This is a genomic window from Burkholderia metallica (genome assembly GCF_902832845.1).
GTDB classification, from domain to species: Bacteria; Pseudomonadota; Gammaproteobacteria; order Burkholderiales; family Burkholderiaceae; genus Burkholderia; species Burkholderia metallica.
Map to the genome: position 1 here is coordinate 69,870 of NZ_CADFDB010000012.1, position 17,214 is coordinate 87,083.

Genomic DNA, 17,214 nt, shown 5'->3' on the forward strand with positions numbered 1-17,214 from the left:
CGTGCGCGAACTTGCGCGTAAGCTACCTGCTCCAACCTTCGCATCGACTCATTCATGCAGGTCACTATGATGAAAAAACTGTTCCTGATCCCCGTTTTCGCCGCGCTGTTCTCGTTCGGCGGCGCCGCTTACGCGCAAGTCGACCAGTCGAATCCGCAGGCACTGATCAAGACCGCGACGCAGCAGGTGCTCGACGAGGTCAAGCAGCAGACGATCAAGCAGGGCGACACCAACCGCATCATCACGATCGTCAACAAGGACATCCTGCCGTACACGGATTTCCGCCGCACCACGCAGCTCGCGATGGGCCGCAACTGGCGCACCGCGACGGCCGAGCAGCAGCAGCAGGTTCAGGAGCAGTTCAAGCTGCTGCTGATCCGCACGTATTCGGGCGCGCTCGCGCAGCTGAAGCCGGACCAGCAGATCCAGTACCCGCCGTTCCGCGCCGATCCGGCCGATACCGATGTCGTGGTCAAGACGGTCGCGATGAACAACGGCCAGCCGGTGCAGATCGACTATCGCCTGTACAAGACGGCGAACGGCTGGAAGGTGTATGACCTGAACGTGCTCGGCGCGTGGCTGATCCAGACGTACCAGCAGCAGTTCAACGAGAAGATCCAGCAAAGCGGCGTGGACGGCCTGATCCAGTTCCTCACGCAGCGCAACCAGCAACTTGCCGCCGGCAAGCAAGCGTCGTGAGCGGCTTCGAAGCCGGCTCGTCGCTGACCGTCGCGAGCGCGAAGTCCGCGCTCGCGGGCGGTCTTGCGCGCATCGACGCGGGGGCGACCTCCGGCGACTGCGCGGCGTTGACGCAATTCGACTCGTCCGCGCTCGCCGTGCTGCTCGCATGGCAACGTGCCGCCAAAGCCCGCGGCGCGACCCTCGACATTCTCAATCTCCCCCCGAAGCTCGCCAGCCTCGCGCGCGCCTACGGCGTCGACGCGCTCATCGAAGGCACCGGGCGACATTGACCCTGTCCGACCGAAGCCTGCCGCGCCGCCCGGCGCGCGCAAGCTTCAGGCCGCGCGCCTCCGGCGCCGGCTCCACCAGCCGGTTTGCCCTATAATCAAGCGTTTTGCGGGGCAGCCAATCGGCGTCCGGCCCCCATTTTCTTTCGCAGCAAGCACAGAATAGGCGTCGCGGCCCTGGCGTCGCGCACAGTCATGTCAGCCATAGAAATCCGTCACGTCAAGAAGCGCTACAAGTCGCTTCAGGCGCTCAAAGGCGTCAGCCTGTCGGTCGAGGAAGGCGAGTTTTTCGGTCTGCTCGGCCCCAACGGCGCAGGCAAGACCACACTCATCAGTATCCTCGCCGGGCTCGCCCGGGCCGACGAAGGCAGTATCTCGGTGCGCGGTCACGACGTCGTCAAGGACTTCCGCGGCGCGCGCCGCGCACTCGGCGTCGTGCCGCAGGAACTCGTGTTCGACCCGTTCTTCACCGTTCGCGAGACGCTGCGGCTCCAGTCCGGATACTTCGGCCTGCGCCGCAACGACGACTGGATCGACGAAGTGATGGCCAACCTCGACCTCACCGAGAAGGCCGACGCGAACATGCGTGCGCTGTCGGGCGGGATGAAGCGCCGCGTGCTGGTCGCGCAGGCGCTCGTGCACCGCCCGCCCGTGATCGTGCTCGACGAACCGACCGCCGGCGTCGACGTCGAACTGCGCCAGACGCTGTGGAAATTCATTTCGCGCCTGAACCGCGAAGGCCACACGATCGTGCTGACCACCCACTACCTCGAGGAAGCCGAGTCGCTGTGCGACCGTATCGCGATGCTGCGTCGCGGCGAAGTGGTCGCGCTCGATCGCACCGACGCGCTGCTGCGCCGCTTCGCGGGGCTGCAGCTGTACCTGCGCTTCGCGGCCGGCGCGCTGCCGGCCGAGCTGCGCGGGCTGGAGTCCGATCCGGCCGCCCGCGCGCCGGGCGAGCACCTGCTGCGTCTCACGAGCTACGACGATGTCGAGCGCATCCTCGCGCAATGCCGCGCGGCGGGCTGCGCATTCGACGAGATCGAGGTCCGCAAGGCGGATCTCGAAGACGTGTTCGTCCAGGTGATGAACGGGGCCGAGGTGATCGAGGGTCTGGCATGAGCGGGTTTCAAACACTGTTCTACAAGGAACTGCTGCGTTTCTGGAAAGTGTCGTTCCAGACGGTGTGCGCGCCGATCGTGACGGCGCTGCTGTACCTGACGATCTTCGGCCACGCGCTGTCGGGCCGCGTCGAGGTCTATCCGGGCGTCGAGTACGTGAGCTTTCTCGTGCCGGGCCTCGTGATGATGAGCGTGCTGCAGAATGCGTTCGCGAACAGCTCGTCGTCGCTGATCCAGTCGAAGATCACCGGCAACCTCGTGTTCGTGCTGCTGCCGCCGCTGTCGTACCGCGACATCTTCGGCGCGTACGTGCTCGCGTCCGTGGTGCGCGGCCTCGTGGTCGGCGCGGGCGTGTTCGTCGTGACGATCTGGTTTATCCCGATGCATTTCGCGGCGCCGCTGTTCATCATTGCGTTCGCGCTGCTCGGCTCGGCGATTCTCGGCACGCTCGGCCTGATCGCCGGGATCTGGGCCGAGAAGTTCGACCAGCTCGCCGCGTTCCAGAACTTCCTGATCATGCCGCTGACGTTCCTGTCCGGCGTGTTCTACTCGACGCACTCGCTGCCGCCCGTGTGGCGCGAGATCTCGCGTCTCAATCCGTTTTTCTACATGATCGACGGCTTCCGTTTCGGGTTCTTCGGCGCGTCCGACATCAACCCGTTCGCGAGCCTCGCGATCGTCACCGGTTTCTTCGTGCTGCTCGCACTGATTGCGATGCGGCTGCTCGCAACCGGCTACAAACTGCGTCATTGATATCGACGGCAGCGGCCGCCATCCGGGCGGCGCGCGCCGACAGGAGCCTTACACCATGTTGCCGACTCCCGAACAGGTCAAGCAATACATCGCCGGCGGTCTCGTCTGCACCCATCTGGAAGTCGAAGGCGACGGCCAGCACTTCTTCGCGACGATCGTGTCGGCGGCCTTCGAAGGCAAGCGCCCGATCCAGCGGCACCAGCTCGTCTACGCGGCGCTCGGCGATCGCATGAAACAGGAAATTCACGCGCTCAGCATGAAGACGCTGACGCCCGCCGAATGGCAGAACGCATAACCGGAAATCACTGAGTGCAAGTCACCGTCAACGAGCGCGACGCCGTCCAGAGCGTCGCCACGGCACACCCGGCCGTCAACGGGGAAGCGCAGGGGCAGGGAATGGACAAGCTCGTGATCGAAGGCGGCCGCCGTCTGTCGGGCGAGATCGTCGTGTCGGGCGCGAAGAACGCCGCACTGCCGATCCTGTGCGCGGGGCTGCTCACCGCCGATCCGGTCGATCTCGACAACGTGCCGAACCTGAAGGACGTGCGTACCACGCTGAAGGTGCTGAACCAGATGGGTGTGAAGAGCGAGACCGACGGCGCCCGCGTGCAGCTCGACGCGTCGCGCGTCGACAACCTCGTCGCGCCTTACGAGCTCGTGAAGACGATGCGCGCATCGATCCTCGTGCTCGGGCCGCTGCTTGCGCGCTTCGGCGAGGCGAAGGTGTCGCTGCCGGGAGGCTGCGCGATCGGCGCGCGCCCGGTCGACCAGCACATCAAGGGCCTGCAGGCGATGGGCGCCGAGATCAGCATCGAGCACGGCTTCATCGAAGCCCGCGCGAAGCGCCTGAAGGGCGCGCGCATCGTGACCGACATGATCACGGTGACGGGGACGGAAAACCTGCTGATGGCCGCGACGCTCGCCGATGGCGAGACGGTGATCGAAAACGCCGCGCGCGAGCCGGAAGTGAGCGATCTCGCACACTTGCTGGTCGCGATGGGCGCGAAAATCGACGGCATCGGCACCGATCGCCTCGTGATCCAGGGCGTCGAGCGGCTGCACGGCGCGCGCCATTCGGTGATCCCCGACCGCATCGAGGCCGGCACGTTCCTGTGCGCGGTCGCGGCGGCCGGCGGCGACGTGAGGCTGACGGGCGTGCGCCCGCACATCCTCGACGCGGTGATCGACAAGCTGCGCGAAGCCGGCGTGTCGATCGAGGAAGGCGACAGCTGGCTGCGCGTGAAGATGGACCGCCGCCCGTCGGCCGTGACGATCCGCACGTCGGAATACCCGGCGTTCCCGACCGACATGCAGGCGCAATTCATGGCCCTCAATACGGTCGCGACCGGCACCGCGCAGGTCGTCGAAACCATTTTCGAGAACCGCTTCATGCACGTGCAGGAGCTGAACCGGCTCGGCGCGAACATCACGATCGACGGCAACACCGCGCTCGTGACGGGCGTCGAGAAGCTGTCCGGCGCGACCGTGATGGCGACCGACCTGCGTGCGTCGGCGAGCCTCGTGATCGCGGGGCTGCGCGCCGACGGCGAAACGCTCGTCGACCGCATCTATCATCTGGACCGCGGCTACGACCGCATGGAAACCAAACTGACCGCCGTCGGCGCGAACGTGCGCCGCCTTTCCGGGAGCCAAGCATGACCGCGCCGCTGACCCTCGCCCTGTCGAAGGGCCGGATTTTCGAGGAAACCCTGCCGCTGCTGGCCGCGGCCGGCGTGCAGGTTACCGAGGATCCGGAAACGTCGCGCAAGCTGATCCTGCCGACGACGAACCCCGACCTGCGCGTGATCATCGTGCGCGCGAGCGACGTGCCGACCTACGTCGAATACGGCGCGGCCGATTTCGGCGTGGCCGGCAAGGACGTGCTGGTCGAGCACGGCGGCTCGGGCCTGTACCAGCCGATCGATCTGAACATTGCGCGCTGCCGGATGTCGGTGGCCGTGTCGGCCGGTTTCGACTATGCGAACGCCGTGCGCCAGGGCGCGCGGCTGCGCGTCGCGACCAAGTACGTCGAAACGGCACGCGAACACTTTGCCGCGAAGGGCGTGCACGTCGACCTGATCAAGCTGTACGGCTCGATGGAGCTCGCGCCGCTGGTCGGGCTGGCCGACGCGATCGTCGACCTCGTCAGCTCGGGCGGCACGCTGAAGGCGAACAATCTGGTCGAGGTCGAGGAGATCATGGCGATCTCGTCGCGCCTCGTCGTGAACCAGGCTGCGCTGAAGTTGAAGCGCACGGCGCTCAAGCCGATTCTCGACGCGTTCGAACGCGCGTCGCAGAATGGCGGTTGAGCGCATCACCGTAACGGAATTCCCATGTCCATCACCATCCGCAAACTCGATTCGACGAGCGAAGGCTTCGGCGCCGAGCTGCGCGCGCTGCTCGCGTTCGAGGCGAGCGAAGACGCGGCGATCGAGCAGTCGGTCGCGCAGATCCTCGCCGACGTGAAGTCGCGCGGCGATGCCGCGGTGCTCGAGTACACGAACCGCTTCGACCGGCTGAACGCGACCAGCGTCGCCGCGCTGGAGCTGCCGCAGGACGCGCTGCAGACGGCGCTCGACGGTCTCGCACCGAAGGCGCGCGCCGCGCTGGAAGCGGCCGCGGCGCGGGTGCGCGCGTACCACGAGAAGCAGAAGATCGAGTGCGGCACGCACAGCTGGCAGTACACGGAAAGCGACGGCACGGTGCTCGGCCAGAAGGTCACGCCGCTCGACCGCGTCGGCCTGTACGTGCCGGGCGGCAAGGCCGCGTATCCGTCGTCGGTGCTGATGAACGCGATTCCCGCGCGCGTCGCGGGCGTCGGCGAGATCGTGATGGTCGTGCCGACGCCGGACGGCGTGAAGAACGACCTCGTGCTCGCCGCGGCGCTGCTCGGCGGCGTCGATCGCGTGTTCACGATCGGCGGCGCGCAGGCGGTCGGCGCGCTCGCGTACGGCACGGCGACGGTGCCGGCCGTCGACAAGATCTGCGGCCCGGGCAACGCGTACGTCGCGTCGGCGAAGCGCCGCGTGTTTGGCACGGTCGGCATCGACATGATCGCCGGGCCGTCGGAAATCCTCGTGCTGTGCGACGGCACGACCGATCCGAACTGGGTCGCGATGGACCTGTTCTCGCAGGCCGAGCACGACGAGCTCGCGCAGTCGATCCTGCTGTGCCCGGACGGGGCGTTCCTCGACCGCGTCGAGAAGGCGATCGACGAGCTGCTGCCGTCGATGCCGCGTCGGGACGTGATTCGCGCGTCGCTCGAAGGCCGCGGCGCGCTGATCAAGGTGCGCGACATGGCCGAAGCGTGCCGGATCGCGAACGACATCGCGCCGGAGCACCTCGAAATCTCGGCGCTGGAGCCGCAGCAATGGGGCCAGCAGATCCGCCATGCGGGCGCGATCTTCCTCGGCCGCTACACGAGCGAGAGCCTCGGCGACTACTGCGCGGGCCCGAACCACGTGCTGCCGACGTCGCGCACCGCGCGCTTCTCGTCGCCGCTCGGCGTGTACGACTTCATCAAGCGCTCGAGCCTGATCGAAGTCAGCGCCGAAGGCGCGCAGACGCTCGGCGAGATCGCGTCCGAGCTCGCGTACGGCGAAGGGCTGCAGGCGCACGCGAAGAGCGCCGAGTTCCGGATGAAGAGCTGACCGCGCGCTGCGCGGGGGCCGGAGCGGGCGCTGACGCGCCGGCCCGGCCCGTACCCCGAAGGCCGGGGCTGGAGACACCTGGGCAGGGCGGCCGCCGCCGCGTTGCCGATCATTTGACGCCGGCGCGACGCACGCCGGCTTGAGACCATGACGACGCCACAAGACATCATCCGCCGCGACGTGCTCGCGATGACGAGCTATCCGGTGCCGGACGCGAGCGGGTTCGTGAAGCTCGACGCGATGGAGAACCCGTACTCGCTGCCCGAGCCGCTCGCCGCGGCGCTCGGCGAGCGGCTCGCGCAGGTCGCGCTGAACCGCTACCCGGCGCCGCGCCCGGCCGCGCTGCTCGACAAGCTGCGCCACGCGATGGGCGTGCCGGCTGCCTGCGACGTGCTGCTCGGCAACGGCTCGGACGAAATCATCAGCATGATGTCGGTGGCCTGCGCGAAGCCGGGCGCGAAGGTGCTCGCGCCGGTGCCGGGCTTCGTGATGTACGAGCTGTCCGCGAAGCTCGCGCAGCTCGAATTCGTCGGCGTGCCGCTGAAGGCCGACCTGACGCTCGACGTCGACGCGATGCTCGCGGCGATCGCCGAGCACCAGCCGGCGATTGTCTATCTCGCGTACCCGAACAACCCGACCGGCACGCTGTACGACGATGCCGACATCGAACGCATCGTCGCGGCCGCGCGGCAAAGCCTCGTCGTGATCGACGAGGCGTACCAGCCGTTCGCCGTGCACTCGTGGGTGCCGCGTGCCGCCGAGTTCGACAACGTCGTCGTGATGCGCACGGTGTCGAAGCTCGGCCTCGCGGGCATCCGCCTCGGCTACCTCGTCGGTTCGCCCGTGTGGCTGACCGAATTCGACAAGGTGCGCCCGCCGTACAACATCAACGTGCTGACCCAGGCGACCACCGATTTCCTGCTCGACCACCTCGACGTGCTCGACGCGCAGGCGGCCGACCTGCGTGCGCAGCGTGCGTATCTCGCGCAGGAAGTGGCCGCGCTGCCGGGCGCGACGGTGTTCCCGAGCGCCGGCAATTTCCTGCTGGTGCGCGTGCCGGACGCGGCCGCCGTGTTCGACGCGCTGCTCACCGAACGGGTTTTGGTCAAAAACGTGAGTAAAATGCATCCGTTGCTGGCTGAATGCGTGCGGCTGACCGTCGGTTCTCCCGACGAAAACGCGCGCCTGCTGGCCGCTTTGAAACTCGCGCTGCCCGGTTGAGCCTCTGGGCGCCGCAGCGCGAAACGATCAATCCCCATTTACATCGACTCAGTCAAGGAATTGCCATGCGTGTGGCGGAAGTCGTTCGCAATACCAGCGAAACGCAGATCCGTGTGAAGCTCAATCTCGACGGCACGGGCCAGCAGAAGCTGGCCACCGGCGTGCCGTTCCTCGACCATATGCTCGACCAGATCGCGCGACACGGTCTGGTCGATCTCGAGGTTGAAGCGCATGGCGATACGCACATCGACGATCACCACACGGTCGAGGATGTCGGCATCACGCTCGGTCAGGCCGTCGCGAAGGCGATCGGCGATCGCAAGGGCATCCGCCGCTACGGCCATTCGTACGTGCCGCTCGACGAGGCGCTGTCGCGCGTCGTGATCGATTTCTCGGGCCGGCCGGGCCTCGAATTCCACGTGCCGTTCACGCGTGCGCGGATCGGCACGTTCGATGTCGACCTGTCGATCGAATTCTTCCGCGGTTTCGTGAACCACGCGGGCGTCACGCTGCATATCGACAACCTGCGCGGGATCAACGCGCACCATCAGCTCGAGACCGTCTTCAAGGCCTTCGGCCGCGCGCTGCGCGCGGCGGTGGAGCTGGACGAGCGTGCGGCGGGGCAGATCCCGTCGACGAAGGGCAGCCTCTGAACCTGAACTGACCGGACGAAGCGTCAAGGACAACCTCACGGCTTCGGCGCGCGGCGCCGGCTTGCGATGGATCTGCTCAAATCGTTCATTTCGCTGCTGGCGCTGATCAATCCGGTCGGCGCGGTGCCGTTCTTCCTGAGCCTGACGGCGCAGCAGACGGAGGCCGAGCGGCGGCGCACGGTCCGGATCGCGTCGGTGTCGGTGTTCTGCGTGATCACGGTGACGACGCTGCTCGGGCAGCAGATCATCGATTTCTTCGGCATTTCGGTCGGGTCGCTCGAAGTGGGCGGCGGGATCATCATGCTGCTGATGGCGATCAACATGCTGAATGCGCAGATCGGCAACACGCGATCGACGCCGGAGGAGCGCCACGAAGCCGAGCTGAAGGACAACATCGCGGTCGTGCCGCTGGCGATTCCGCTGCTCACGGGCCCCGGCTCGATCAGCACGGTGATCATCTATGCGGCGAACTCGCGTCACTGGTATGAGCGAGCCGGGCTGGTCGCGATCGGCGCGGCCCTGGCTTTTCTGTGTTTCGTCGCGATGCGGCTCGCCGAGCCGATCGCGAACTGGATCGGCCGCACGGGCATCAACATCGCCACGCGGCTGATGGGTCTGATGCTGTCGGCGCTGGCGGTGGAATTCATCGTCAACGGATTGAGGGCGCTACTGCCTGCACTGAGATGAAAACTTCGATTGCGATTGTGGATTATGGGATGGGCAACCTGCGCTCGGTCGCGCAGGCGCTCAAGAAGGCCGAACCGGCCGCCGACGTGGCGATCGTCGACACGCCGGCCGCGATCCGCGCGGCCGACCGTGTCGTGCTGCCCGGCCAGGGCGCGATGCCCGACTGCATGCGCTCGCTCGGCGAATCGGGTTTGCAGGAGGCCGTGATCGAGGCGTCGCGCACGAAGCCGCTGCTCGGCGTGTGCGTCGGCGAGCAGATGCTGTTCGACTGGAGCGCGGAAGGCGACACGAAGGGCCTCGGCCTGTTGCCCGGCAAGGTCGTGCGCTTCGAACTCGACGGCCGCCTGCAGGACGACGGCTCGCGCTTCAAGGTGCCGCAGATGGGCTGGAACCGCGTGCGCCAGTCGCAGCCGCACCCGCTGTGGGACGGCGTGCCCGACGACGCGTATTTCTACTTCGTGCACAGCTATTACGTGAGCCCGGACAACCCGGCGCATACGGTCGGCGAAACGGCGTACGGCGCGCCGTTTACGTCCGCGGTCGCGCGGGACAACCTCTTCGCGACCCAATTCCACCCCGAGAAAAGTGCGGAGGTCGGGTTGCGTCTGTATCGCAACTTCGTACACTGGAAACCGTGAACGTCGCGTGCGTGCCACAGTCGGCGAGCCGGAAAGGCCCGTCGCACGGGGCTTGCACGCCTAAGCGCCGAAAGAGTTGTACTAAACTAGCGAGACGGCGCGGTACCGGATTGGCCGGTACGCGCCGGATTCTTTTCTTCTTCCACGACGACACCCGATTGCTATGTTGCTGATTCCGGCCATCGACCTCAAAGACGGTCAGTGTGTGCGCCTCAAACAGGGCGATATGGACCAGGCCACGATTTTCTCCGAGGACCCGGCGGCGATGGCCCGCAAGTGGGTCGATCTCGGCGCCCGGCGGCTCCATCTCGTCGACCTGAACGGCGCATTCGCCGGCAAGCCGAAGAATCTCGAGGCGATCGAAGCGATCCTCGATGAAGTCGGCGACGAAATTCCCGTCCAGCTCGGCGGCGGCATCCGCAGCCTCGAGACGATCGAGAAGTATCTCGACGCCGGTCTGTCCTACGTGATCATCGGCACCGCGGCCGTGAAGAATCCGGGCTTCCTGCAGGATGCGTGCACCGCGTTCTCCGGCAGCATCATCGTCGGGCTGGACGCGAAGGACGGCAAGGTCGCGACCGACGGCTGGAGCAAGCTGACCGGCCACGAAGTGGTCGATCTCGCGAAAAAGTTCGAAGACTACGGCGTCGAGTCGATCGTCTACACGGACATCGGCCGCGACGGGATGCTGCAGGGCATCAACATCGAGGCGACCGTGAAGCTCGCGCAGGCGGTCGGCATCCCGGTGATCGCCAGCGGCGGCCTGTCGAACCTCACGGACATCGAGCAGCTGTGCGAAGTGGAAGAGCACGGTGTCGAAGGCGTGATCTGCGGCCGTGCGATCTACTCCGGCGATCTCGATTTCGCGGCCGCGCAAAAGCGCGCGGACGAACTGAACGGCGAACTCGACAACGCGTAAGCGCGGTTGTCCCGCTCGCCGGGGCTGCCCGCAGGCGGCCCCGACCGGAAGCCTCGCGCGAGGTTTCCGCAACCGGCCGTCCCAGCGCGGCATTTGGCGCAACATCATGGCTCTAGCTAAACGCATCATCCCCTGCCTGGACGTGACTGCCGGGCGTGTCGTCAAGGGCGTCAACTTCGTCGAGCTGCGCGACGCCGGCGACCCCGTCGAGATCGCCCGCCGCTACGACGACCAGGGCGCTGACGAACTGACGTTCCTCGACATCACCGCGACCTCCGACCAGCGCGACCTGATCCTGCCGATCATCGAAGCCGTCGCGTCGCAGGTGTTCATTCCGCTGACCGTCGGCGGCGGCGTGCGTGCCGTCGCCGACGTGCGGCGCCTGCTGAACGCGGGCGCGGACAAGGTCAGCATGAATTCGTCGGCGGTCGCGAATCCGCAGCTCGTGCGCGATGCGGCCGACAAGTACGGTTCGCAATGCATCGTCGTCGCGATCGACGCGAAGCGCGTGTCGGCCGACGGCGAAGCGCCGCGCTGGGAAGTCTTCACGCACGGCGGCCGCAAGAACACGGGCCTCGACGCGATCGAATGGGCGCGCAAGATGGCCGAGCTCGGCGCGGGCGAGATCCTGCTCACGAGCATGGACCGCGACGGCACCAAGTCGGGCTTCGACCTCGCGCTCACGCGCGGCGTGTCGGACGCGGTGCCGGTGCCGGTGATCGCGTCGGGCGGTGTCGGCTCGCTGCAGCACCTGGCCGACGGCATCAAGGACGGTCGCGCCGATGCGGTGCTGGCCGCGAGTATCTTCCACTACGGCGAGCACACGGTCGGCGAGGCGAAGCGCTTCATGGCCGACCAGGGCATCCCGGTGAGGCTGTGATGAATACGGAAACGAATGCATTGCCCGCGTGGCTCGACAAGGTCCGCTGGGACGACAACGGCCTAGTGCCGGTGATCGCGCAGGAAGCGTCGACGAACGACGTGCTGATGTTCGCGTGGATGAACCGCGAGGCGCTGGCGAAGACGATCGAGACGCAGCGCGCGGTCTACTATTCGCGCTCGCGCAAGCGCCTGTGGTTCAAGGGCGAGGAGTCGGGCCACGTGCAGCACGTGCACGAGGTGCGGCTCGATTGCGACGAGGATGTCGTGCTGCTGAAGGTCGAGCAGGTGTCGGGCATCGCATGCCACACCGGCCGGCATTCGTGCTTCTTCCAGAAATTCGAAGGCACCGTGGAGAGCGGCGACTGGGTCACGGTCGAACCGGTGCTGAAAGACCCCGAACACATCTACAAATGACGCAATCGACCGAAGACACGCTGCTGCGCCTCGCGGCCGTGATCGATAGCCGCAAGGGCGGCGATCCCGACCAATCGTACGTATCGCGCCTGTTCCACAAGGGCGACGACGCGGTGCTGAAGAAGATCGGCGAAGAGGCGACGGAAGTCGTGCTGGCCGCGAAGGACGCGCGTCAGGGCGGCGCGCCTGCCGCGCTCGTCGGCGAGGTGGCCGACCTGTGGTTCCACTGCCTCGTGATGCTGTCGCACTTCGACCTGAGCCCGGCCGACGTGATCGCCGAGCTCGAGCGCCGCGAAGGATTGTCGGGTATCGAGGAGAAGGCGCTGCGCAAGCGTCGCGAGCGCGAGGAAAACGGCGGGTGACAGGCCCTCGTCGCGAGATGGCCACAGTGCGGTAAGCTGTAAGAATTGTCATCTAACGGGGGTAGCCTCATGACCGATACGCGAAGCGAGTTTCCGCCGCCGTTGGTGCCGGGCGGTGCGGATGCCGAACGTCTGGCCGGCCTGCGCACGCTGACGCACGTGCTCTACGGCCTCTACGCGTTTCATTGGCTCACGGGCGGCGTCACGGGCATCATCGCGATCATCATCAACTACGTGAAGCGCGACGATGTGGCGGGCACGCCGTATGCCGCCCACTTCGAGTGGCAGATCCGCACGTTCTGGCGCGCGCTGATCGCGTACGTGATCGGGTTCGCGCTGATGTTCGTGGTGGTCGGATTTGCAGTGATGTTTGTCACATGGATCTGGACGCTGTACCGTATCATCAAGGGTTGGCTGTACCTGAACGACAACAAGCCGCTCGATCCGCAGGCCTGGTTTTGACCGGTCGCGCTCGGGCGTCTGCAGGAGCAACATGAGTCACGATCCGAATTGCCTGTTCTGCAAGATCGCGGCAGGCGAGATCCCGAGCACGAAGGTGCACGAGGACGACGAATTCGTCGCGTTCCGCGACATCCGCCCGGCGGCCGAGACGCACGTGCTCGTGATTCCGCGTCAGCATCTGCCGACGCTGTCGGCGGCGAGCGAGGGCGATGCGCCGATGCTCGGCCGGCTGATGCTGCTCGTGTCGCGTCTCGCCGAGCAGCTCGGGGTCGCGTATACCGGCGGCGAAACCGGTTTCCGTACGGTGATCAATACGGGCCCGGGCGGCGGGCAGGAGGTCTACCACCTGCACGCGCATATCCTGGCCGGTCCGCGCCCCTGGCAGCGGATGGGTTGACGGCGCGGGGCGTTTCCCCGCATCGATAGTCGAAGCCGGCGCGTTGCCGGCGATTTGCGCCGCGCAGCGGCGTGGTTGAGGAGAGGTTTCATCATGGGTGGATTGAGCATTTGGCACTGGCTGATCGTGCTGCTGATCGTCGCGCTGGTTTTCGGTACGAAGAAGCTGCGCAACATCGGCAACGATCTCGGTAGCGCCGTGAAGGGTTTCAAGGACGGCATGAAGGAAGGCGAAACGCCGGCCGACGCGCAGCAGCTGCCGCGCACGGGCACGGTCGACGTCAACGCGAAGGAAACGACGCGTTCCGACTCGAACAAGGCGTAACGCCGGCACGCTGACAGGCATTCGCGATGCTGGATCTCGGTCTTTCGAAGATGGCGCTGATCGGCGTCGTCGCGCTCGTGGTGCTCGGCCCCGAGCGCCTGCCGCGCGTTGCGCGTACGGCAGGCGCGCTGTTCGGCCGCGCGCAGCGGTACATCAACGACGTGAAGGCCGAGGTCTCGCGCGAAATCGAACTCGACGCGCTGCGGACGATGAAGACCGATTTCGAGACGGCTGCGCGCAACGTCGAAACGACGATTCACGACAACCTGCGCGAGCACGAGAAGGAACTGAACGACACGTGGCATTCCGCGGTTGGCGGTCTCAACGAAGCGGCGGGCGACGCCGGTTCGTACGGTTCCGGCGAGTCCGCGGCGCCGTCGTGGCGCGGCAGTCCGGCCGCGCTCGCGCCGAAGCGTCGCAACTGGCGCGTCAAGCAGGCGGCTGCGCCTGTCTGGTACAAGCGTGCGACCACCCGCCGGACGCACGTGCAGTCGGGCGCCGCGCGTGTCGCGCGCCACCAGCCGGCCAGCCTGCGCCGGCCGACGCGCTTCTTCTGAGTCGAGCGCATGCTCGCTCGTCAATCCTACCGAGGGCCGGTGTGAGCGACCCCCAGCAGACCCCGGGCGACGCCCCGGAAGAAACCTTCATTTCCCATCTCGTCGAGCTTCGCGATCGCATCATTCGCGCGGGGGCGGCCGTGATCGTCGTGTTCCTCGGGCTCGTCTACTGGGCGCCCGACATCTTCCGGCTGCTCGCGCGGCCGCTGATGGAGAATCTGCCGAAGGACGGCAAGATGATCGTCACCGACGTCACCGGCTCGTTCTTCGTGCCGATGAAGGTCACGATGCTCGTCGCGCTCGTGATCGCGCTGCCGATCGTGCTGTACCAGATCTGGGCATTCGTCGCGCCGGGGCTGTACCAGCACGAGAAGAAGCTCGTCGCGCCGCTCGTCGGCAGCAGCTACTTCCTGTTCCTGTGCGGGATGGCGTTCGCGTACTTCCTCGTGTTTCCGACGATCTTCCGCGTGATGGCGCACTACAACGCGCCGCTCGGGGCCGAGATGACGACCGACATCGACAACTACCTGAGCTTCGTGCTCGGGATGTTCATCGCGTTCGGGGTCACGTTCGAGGTGCCGATCGTCGTCGTGCTGCTCGTCCGGATGGGGGTGCTGTCGCTGAAGAAGCTGAAGGAGATGCGGCCGTACGTGATCGTCGGCGCGTTCGTCGTCGCGGCGGTCGTCACGCCGCCGGACGTGTTCTCGCAACTGATGCTCGCGCTGCCGCTGGTCGTGCTGTTCGAGATCGGGCTGTTGGCCGCGCGGTTCTTCGTACCCAAGAAGCCGGCCGAGGAAGGCGACGCCGAGAACGGCGAAGCCGCCAGCTGACGTTGGCGCGCTGGACGGTGCGTGGTGCGGCCGGGCTTGTTCGGTCGGAGCCGGGCAGCGCGACCGCCGTGTAGCAGCCCCGGAAGCGGGCGGAACGACCTGCCCGGCAACGACGGGCTTCGATATTCGATGGAAAGCAAAAGGGCAGCCAACCGGCTGCCCTTTTTGCTTCCGACGGCGTTTGGCGGTCGACGCGCGGCGGCGCGCCGCGCCCCACGCGTCATTCGCTGTCGCTGTCCTGCTCGTCGAGCGTCTGCTTCGGCGGCGGCGGGCGCTTGCCGATCACGACGTTCACGTCGAACTCCTTGCCCTTGCGCACGACGTGCACCTTGGTCGGCGTGCCGGGTTTGATCTGCGCGACGGTGTTCAACAGCTTCGTCGTGTCGGTGATCTCGTCGCCGTTGACCGAGACCAGGATGTCGCCCGGCTTGATGCCGGCCTTGTCGGCCGGGCCGCCCTGCAGCACGCCGGCGACGATCGCGCCCGATTTCTGCGACAGCCCGAACGACTCGGCGATCTCCGGCGTGACGTCCTGCGGCTCGACGCCGATCCAGCCGCGCGTGACCGAGCCCGTCGTGATGATGCTTTCGAGCACCGTGCGTGCGGTGGATACGGGAATCGCGAAGCCGATGCCGAGCGAGCCGCCCGAGCGGGAATAGATGGCGGTGTTGATGCCGAGCAGGTTGCCGTTCACGTCGACCAGCGCGCCGCCGGAATTGCCGGGGTTGATCGGCGCGTCGGTCTGGATGAAGTTCTCGAACGTGTTGATGCCGAGGTGGTTGCGGCCGAGCGCGCTGATGATCCCCATCGTGACCGTCTGGCCGACGCCGAACGGGTTGCCGATCGCGAGCACGACGTCGCCGACGCGCGACTGGTCGGAGCGGCCGAGCGTGATCGTCGGCAGGTTCGTCATGTTGATCTTCAGCACCGCGAGGTCGGTCTCGGGATCGCTGCCGATCACCTTCGCGGTGCCGGTGCGGCCGTCGGCGAGCGCGACTTCGATCTGGTCGGCGCCGTCCACGACGTGCTGGTTCGTTAGAATGTAACCTTCAGGGCTCACGATGACGCCCGAGCCAAGGTTGGCGGCCGGTTCATCCTGTTGCTTGCGGGCGTTGCGGTCGCCGAAGAAGTAGCGGAACAGCGGATCTTTCGCGCGCGGGTCGGGCGGCAGCGAGCCGTCCTTGCTGGAGAACACGTTGACGACGGCCGGCATCGCCTTTTGCGCGGCTTCCGCGTACGACGTGGTCGCCGGAGCGCCGCCGATGCCCGGCGCGACTTCCCGCAGCGCAACGATCGGCGTGGCGAGCTGCTTGCCGAGCTGTCCTTGCCGTTGCAGCCATTGCGGCTTGAGCGTCACGACGATGAACATCAGCGCGAGCAGCACGGTGACCGCCTGCGCGAAGAACAGCCAGAAGCGTCTAAGCATCTGAATGGATTAGAGGTTTATATGGATCGGATCGAACTCGAATTGTACTTGAACAATACCCTTGAAACCGCGCGCTTCAAGGACTATTGCCCGAATGGCCTTCAGGTCGAGGGGCGCCGCAAGATCGAGAAGATCGCCACCGGCGTCACGGCGTCTGTCGCGTTTCTCGAAGCCGCGCTCGAATGGGGGGCCGACGCCGTGCTCGTCCATCACGGCTATTTCTGGCGCAACGAGCCGGCGCAGATCACGGGCCGCAAGTACCAGCGCCTGAAGCTGCTGCTCGCAAACGACCTGAACCTGTTCGCATTCCACCTGCCGCTCGACGCGCATCCCGAATACGGCAACAACGCGCAGCTCGGCGAGCGGCTCGGGCTGATCGGCGACCAACGCTTCGGCGACGGCGACCTCGGCTGGATGGCGACGCTGCCGATGCCCGTCACGCTCGAGCACTTCGTCGCCAAGGTCGAGCACACGCTCGGCCGCACGCCGCTCGTGCTCGGCGATCCGGACATGCAACTGCGCCGCATCGCATGGTGCACCGGCGCCGCGCAAAGCTATTTCGACGCGGCGATTGATGCCGGCGCGGACGTGTTCCTGACCGGCGAGGTGTCCGAATACGTGACGCACACGGCGGCCGAGAGCGGCGTCGCGTTCGTTGCGGCGGGGCACCATGCGACCGAGCGCTACGGAATCCAGGCGCTGGGCGCCCATTTGTCCGAAAAATTCGATATCGAACACCTTTTCATCGATATTCATAACCCGGTCTGAATGCCGGATTTGCGGCGGCGCATCGAAATTTCACAATGTAGCGGATGCTTAAAAGCGAAATGATTTAATTGCTCCGATAGTGCGGGAAAACCCTTAACTATCAAACACTTCGAAGGGATTTTCATCTCCGGGCCTTGTAAATGGCGACTCCATTCGAGCAAACTAGCGGCGGAATGGAAAGT

23 protein-coding genes are annotated in these 17,214 nt (G+C 66.2%); 22 read left to right on the forward strand and 1 reads right to left on the reverse strand.

Going from position 1 to position 17,214, the window contains the following annotated elements; genetic code table 11:
* The first annotated feature begins 69 nt into the window (after positions 1 to 69).
* The 21 genes from HWX08_RS28200 (at position 70) to tatC (ending at position 14,838) form a co-directional block, all read left to right on the forward strand.
* Positions 70 to 699 (forward strand): MlaC/ttg2D family ABC transporter substrate-binding protein, encoded by a 630-nt coding sequence (locus tag HWX08_RS28200; RefSeq protein ID WP_069257924.1) that lies wholly within the window; start codon positions 70 to 72, stop codon positions 697 to 699.
* A complete protein-coding gene (locus HWX08_RS28205; protein ID WP_174922175.1) occupies positions 696 to 971 on the forward strand; it encodes an STAS domain-containing protein in 276 nt (91 codons plus the stop codon). Before HWX08_RS28200 ends, HWX08_RS28205 begins: the two co-directional genes overlap by 4 nt.
* Before the next feature lie 192 nt (positions 972 to 1,163).
* On the forward strand, positions 1,164 to 2,090 hold the full coding sequence (locus tag HWX08_RS28210) for an ABC transporter ATP-binding protein (protein ID WP_069255572.1): 927 nt from the start codon (positions 1,164 to 1,166) through the stop codon (positions 2,088 to 2,090).
* A complete protein-coding gene (locus HWX08_RS28215; RefSeq protein WP_069255573.1) occupies positions 2,087 to 2,842 on the forward strand; it encodes an ABC transporter permease in 756 nt (251 codons plus the stop codon). Before HWX08_RS28210 ends, HWX08_RS28215 begins: the two co-directional genes overlap by 4 nt.
* 55 nt (positions 2,843 to 2,897) lie before the next feature.
* Positions 2,898 to 3,137: a BolA family protein gene (locus tag HWX08_RS28220; protein WP_069255574.1), complete on the forward strand. Its 240-nt coding sequence runs from the start codon at positions 2,898 to 2,900 to the stop codon at positions 3,135 to 3,137.
* 14 nt (positions 3,138 to 3,151) lie between these two features.
* A complete protein-coding gene (gene murA, locus HWX08_RS28225) occupies positions 3,152 to 4,501 on the forward strand; it encodes a UDP-N-acetylglucosamine 1-carboxyvinyltransferase (RefSeq protein ID WP_069255575.1) in 1,350 nt (449 codons plus the stop codon).
* Positions 4,498 to 5,151, forward strand: coding sequence for an ATP phosphoribosyltransferase (hisG, locus tag HWX08_RS28230; protein ID WP_069255576.1), 654 nt, complete (start codon positions 4,498 to 4,500; stop codon positions 5,149 to 5,151). Before murA ends, hisG begins: the two co-directional genes overlap by 4 nt.
* Positions 5,152 to 5,175: 24 nt before the next feature.
* The gene (gene hisD / locus HWX08_RS28235; RefSeq protein WP_069255577.1) at positions 5,176 to 6,492 is read left to right on the forward strand and encodes a histidinol dehydrogenase; all 1,317 of its coding nucleotides are present in this window, start codon (positions 5,176 to 5,178) and stop codon (positions 6,490 to 6,492) included.
* Between the two features lie 147 nt (positions 6,493 to 6,639).
* Positions 6,640 to 7,713, forward strand: a complete 1,074-nt coding sequence (gene hisC, locus HWX08_RS28240) for a histidinol-phosphate transaminase (protein ID WP_174922174.1) — start codon at positions 6,640 to 6,642, stop codon at positions 7,711 to 7,713.
* A gap of 65 nt (positions 7,714 to 7,778) precedes the next feature.
* Positions 7,779 to 8,366 carry an imidazoleglycerol-phosphate dehydratase HisB gene (gene hisB / locus HWX08_RS28245; protein ID WP_011350728.1) on the forward strand — a complete coding sequence of 196 codons (588 nt, stop codon included), beginning with the start codon at positions 7,779 to 7,781 and terminating at the stop codon, positions 8,364 to 8,366.
* A 66-nt stretch (positions 8,367 to 8,432) separates the two neighbouring features.
* A complete protein-coding gene (locus HWX08_RS28250) occupies positions 8,433 to 9,053 on the forward strand; it encodes a YchE family NAAT transporter (protein ID WP_069255579.1) in 621 nt (206 codons plus the stop codon).
* On the forward strand, positions 9,050 to 9,691 hold the full coding sequence (hisH, locus tag HWX08_RS28255) for an imidazole glycerol phosphate synthase subunit HisH (protein WP_069255580.1): 642 nt from the start codon (positions 9,050 to 9,052) through the stop codon (positions 9,689 to 9,691). The genes HWX08_RS28250 and hisH overlap by 4 nt, the downstream gene beginning before the upstream one ends.
* A 163-nt stretch (positions 9,692 to 9,854) precedes the next feature.
* Positions 9,855 to 10,610 (forward strand): 1-(5-phosphoribosyl)-5-[(5-phosphoribosylamino)methylideneamino]imidazole-4-carboxamide isomerase, encoded by a 756-nt coding sequence (gene hisA / locus HWX08_RS28260; protein WP_069255581.1) that lies wholly within the window; start codon positions 9,855 to 9,857, stop codon positions 10,608 to 10,610.
* A 106-nt stretch (positions 10,611 to 10,716) separates the two neighbouring features.
* Positions 10,717 to 11,490, forward strand: a complete 774-nt coding sequence (gene hisF, locus HWX08_RS28265; RefSeq protein WP_069255582.1) for an imidazole glycerol phosphate synthase subunit HisF — start codon at positions 10,717 to 10,719, stop codon at positions 11,488 to 11,490.
* Positions 11,490 to 11,906 (forward strand): phosphoribosyl-AMP cyclohydrolase, encoded by a 417-nt coding sequence (gene hisI, locus HWX08_RS28270; RefSeq protein WP_069255583.1) that lies wholly within the window; start codon positions 11,490 to 11,492, stop codon positions 11,904 to 11,906. The genes hisF and hisI overlap by 1 nt, the downstream gene beginning before the upstream one ends.
* Positions 11,903 to 12,268 (forward strand): phosphoribosyl-ATP diphosphatase, encoded by a 366-nt coding sequence (locus HWX08_RS28275; RefSeq protein WP_174922173.1) that lies wholly within the window; start codon positions 11,903 to 11,905, stop codon positions 12,266 to 12,268. Before hisI ends, HWX08_RS28275 begins: the two co-directional genes overlap by 4 nt.
* Positions 12,269 to 12,337: 69 nt before the next feature.
* Entirely contained in the window at positions 12,338 to 12,730 is a 393-nt protein-coding gene (locus tag HWX08_RS28280) for a DUF4870 family protein (RefSeq protein WP_069255584.1), read from the forward strand.
* Between the two features lie 31 nt (positions 12,731 to 12,761).
* Positions 12,762 to 13,127 (forward strand): histidine triad nucleotide-binding protein, encoded by a 366-nt coding sequence (locus HWX08_RS28285; RefSeq protein ID WP_048251402.1) that lies wholly within the window; start codon positions 12,762 to 12,764, stop codon positions 13,125 to 13,127.
* Positions 13,128 to 13,220: 93 nt separating this feature from the next.
* Positions 13,221 to 13,451, forward strand: a complete 231-nt coding sequence (gene tatA, locus HWX08_RS28290; RefSeq protein WP_006751795.1) for a Sec-independent protein translocase subunit TatA — start codon at positions 13,221 to 13,223, stop codon at positions 13,449 to 13,451.
* A 26-nt stretch (positions 13,452 to 13,477) separates the two neighbouring features.
* Positions 13,478 to 14,008, forward strand: coding sequence for a Sec-independent protein translocase protein TatB (gene tatB / locus HWX08_RS28295; protein WP_069255585.1), 531 nt, complete (start codon positions 13,478 to 13,480; stop codon positions 14,006 to 14,008).
* A gap of 41 nt (positions 14,009 to 14,049) precedes the next feature.
* Complete coding sequence (gene tatC / locus HWX08_RS28300) at positions 14,050 to 14,838, forward strand: twin-arginine translocase subunit TatC (protein ID WP_069255586.1); 789 nt, start codon at positions 14,050 to 14,052, stop codon at positions 14,836 to 14,838.
* Positions 14,839 to 15,058: 220 nt separating this feature from the next.
* Here tatC and HWX08_RS28305 read toward each other — a convergent pair whose 3' ends face one another.
* The gene (locus HWX08_RS28305; RefSeq protein WP_069255587.1) at positions 15,059 to 16,264 is read right to left on the reverse strand and encodes a Do family serine endopeptidase; all 1,206 of its coding nucleotides are present in this window, start codon (positions 16,262 to 16,264) and stop codon (positions 15,059 to 15,061) included.
* 21 nt (positions 16,265 to 16,285) lie between these two features.
* Between HWX08_RS28305 and HWX08_RS28310 the strand changes: the two genes are divergently transcribed.
* On the forward strand, positions 16,286 to 17,032 hold the full coding sequence (locus HWX08_RS28310) for a Nif3-like dinuclear metal center hexameric protein (protein ID WP_107312394.1): 747 nt from the start codon (positions 16,286 to 16,288) through the stop codon (positions 17,030 to 17,032).
* Positions 17,033 to 17,214 lie beyond the last annotated feature (182 nt).

What these genes read in the sequence shown, in the direction of transcription:
- HWX08_RS28305 (WP_069255587.1), bottom strand. Translation starts at nt 16,264, where the DNA reads ATGCTTAGACGCTTCTGGCTGTTCTTCGCGCAGGCGGTCACCGTGCTG.
- HWX08_RS28285 (WP_048251402.1), top strand. Translation starts at nt 12,762, where the DNA reads ATGAGTCACGATCCGAATTGCCTGTTCTGCAAGATCGCGGCAGGCGAG.
- HWX08_RS28210 (WP_069255572.1), top strand. Translation starts at nt 1,164, where the DNA reads ATGTCAGCCATAGAAATCCGTCACGTCAAGAAGCGCTACAAGTCGCTT.
- hisB (WP_011350728.1), top strand. Translation starts at nt 7,779, where the DNA reads ATGCGTGTGGCGGAAGTCGTTCGCAATACCAGCGAAACGCAGATCCGT.
- HWX08_RS28275 (WP_174922173.1), top strand. Translation starts at nt 11,903, where the DNA reads ATGACGCAATCGACCGAAGACACGCTGCTGCGCCTCGCGGCCGTGATC.
- HWX08_RS28250 (WP_069255579.1), top strand. Translation starts at nt 8,433, where the DNA reads ATGGATCTGCTCAAATCGTTCATTTCGCTGCTGGCGCTGATCAATCCG.
- HWX08_RS28310 (WP_107312394.1), top strand. Translation starts at nt 16,286, where the DNA reads ATGGATCGGATCGAACTCGAATTGTACTTGAACAATACCCTTGAAACC.
- HWX08_RS28215 (WP_069255573.1), top strand. Translation starts at nt 2,087, where the DNA reads ATGAGCGGGTTTCAAACACTGTTCTACAAGGAACTGCTGCGTTTCTGG.
- tatA (WP_006751795.1), top strand. Translation starts at nt 13,221, where the DNA reads ATGGGTGGATTGAGCATTTGGCACTGGCTGATCGTGCTGCTGATCGTC.
- tatB (WP_069255585.1), top strand. Translation starts at nt 13,478, where the DNA reads ATGCTGGATCTCGGTCTTTCGAAGATGGCGCTGATCGGCGTCGTCGCG.
- hisG (WP_069255576.1), top strand. Translation starts at nt 4,498, where the DNA reads ATGACCGCGCCGCTGACCCTCGCCCTGTCGAAGGGCCGGATTTTCGAG.
- HWX08_RS28280 (WP_069255584.1), top strand. Translation starts at nt 12,338, where the DNA reads ATGACCGATACGCGAAGCGAGTTTCCGCCGCCGTTGGTGCCGGGCGGT.
- hisF (WP_069255582.1), top strand. Translation starts at nt 10,717, where the DNA reads ATGGCTCTAGCTAAACGCATCATCCCCTGCCTGGACGTGACTGCCGGG.
- hisA (WP_069255581.1), top strand. Translation starts at nt 9,855, where the DNA reads ATGTTGCTGATTCCGGCCATCGACCTCAAAGACGGTCAGTGTGTGCGC.
- HWX08_RS28200 (WP_069257924.1), top strand. Translation starts at nt 70, where the DNA reads ATGAAAAAACTGTTCCTGATCCCCGTTTTCGCCGCGCTGTTCTCGTTC.
- hisC (WP_174922174.1), top strand. Translation starts at nt 6,640, where the DNA reads ATGACGACGCCACAAGACATCATCCGCCGCGACGTGCTCGCGATGACG.
- hisI (WP_069255583.1), top strand. Translation starts at nt 11,490, where the DNA reads ATGAATACGGAAACGAATGCATTGCCCGCGTGGCTCGACAAGGTCCGC.
- hisD (WP_069255577.1), top strand. Translation starts at nt 5,176, where the DNA reads ATGTCCATCACCATCCGCAAACTCGATTCGACGAGCGAAGGCTTCGGC.
- hisH (WP_069255580.1), top strand. Translation starts at nt 9,050, where the DNA reads ATGAAAACTTCGATTGCGATTGTGGATTATGGGATGGGCAACCTGCGC.
- HWX08_RS28220 (WP_069255574.1), top strand. Translation starts at nt 2,898, where the DNA reads ATGTTGCCGACTCCCGAACAGGTCAAGCAATACATCGCCGGCGGTCTC.